At 62.4% G+C, this 1396-nt stretch carries 1 protein-coding gene; it reads right to left on the reverse strand.

The window, feature by feature from the left end:
* Nucleotides 1-269 precede the first annotated feature (269 nt).
* Nucleotides 270-1301 carry an IS110 family RNA-guided transposase gene (locus tag ABIB90_RS41580; protein WP_354202979.1) on the reverse strand — a complete coding sequence of 344 codons (1032 nt, stop codon included), beginning with the start codon at nt 1299-1301 and terminating at the stop codon, nt 270-272.
* Between the last annotated feature and the right edge of the window lie 95 nt (nt 1302-1396).

Here is a 1396-nt window from a genome sequence, read left to right on the forward strand (position 1 = left end):
CGTCATGTATGGACGGCCCCCTCTCGGCAAGGGCTTTTTGATGCTTCGGCAAACGGATCGGGGAGCGGTCATGTATACGGCCTCGAGAAGCGGCCATTGACCGCGGGCCCTGATGGAGATCGCAGATCGAATTCCAATCATTGCGGCGCGCTGTAACGCGCGATGACGATGCGGAGTGTTTCGATCTCGGTTTCCTGACCATTTGCCATCACACTTTAGGTGCCCTTCCGATAGGCATGGAGCGCGAGCGCGGCGGCTGTTGCCCTCAACTAGGCCGCAGCCGGCGCGCTCGCGCGGTCTCGGTAAGCTTCTCCTTTAACCAGCATGGCCCAGATGATCCGGGCGGTTTTGGCGGCGAAGGCCACCATGGCGACCTTGTAGGGTCTTCGCGCCAGCAGATCGCGCAGCCACGGATCGGTGACGCCGCGCGCCTTCTGTTGTCGCAGATGAGCACTGGCTCCGCTGATCAGCAGCGCTCGCAGCATGCGATCCCCCTGTTTGGAGATACGTCCCGGGCGATGCTTGCCCCCGGTACCGTGGTCCTTGCCGGTGATTCCGATCCAGGCCGCAAAGTCACGGCCAGAGCGGAATACTCTTGCGTCGGGCACTTTGGCCAGGACCGTGCTGGCGATGATCGGGCCGACGCTTGGGACATCCATGAGCCGTTTAGCGTCGCGGTCGCAACGGGCAGCCTTGGCGATCTGACGTTCAAGCACCCGTTCATCGGCATTGAGCGCCTGCCAGTGCTTGGCCAGCATCAACAGGGCACCGCGCATAATCTCCGGAACCTCCTGGCTCGGCTCCTCGAGCCGGGCCATCAACTCGCACAGCCCCTCATATCCTTGCGCCGCCACGATCCCGAGCTCACTCAAGGCTGCTCGCAAGGCGTTCGCCACCATCGTCCGCTGCCGCACCAGCAAGGCACGCGCGCTATGAACCGCCAGCGTTGCCTGTTGCGCGATGCTCTTCACCGGGACAAACCGCATCGTCGGCCGGGTCACAGCTTCGCAAACCCCTTCGGCGTCGCGGCCGTCGTTCTTGTTGCGCTTGACATAGGGCTTCACATAACCCGGCGGCATCATCCGCACCTCATGGCCATATCGGCCAATCACGCGCGCCCAATGATGAGCGCTGCCGCAAGCCTCCATGCCGACCAGGCACGGCGGCAACTGCGCGAAAAACTTCTCGACCGCGGTTCGCTTAAGCTGGCGTCTCACCACCACAGCTCCCGACGCATCAACCCCATGAACCTGAAAAACGTTCTTCGCCAGATCCAAACCAATCGTGCTAATCTTCGACATGGACGGCTCCCTCTGTCTGGTTCGACTCAACATCACCAGTCTGGCACACCGATGCCGTTCGGGGGCCGTCCACCCCATCATTGCGAGCGCAGCGA

This window comes from Bradyrhizobium sp. JR4.1, assembly GCF_040548605.1.
GTDB lineage: Bacteria > Pseudomonadota > Alphaproteobacteria > Rhizobiales > Xanthobacteraceae > Bradyrhizobium > Bradyrhizobium canariense.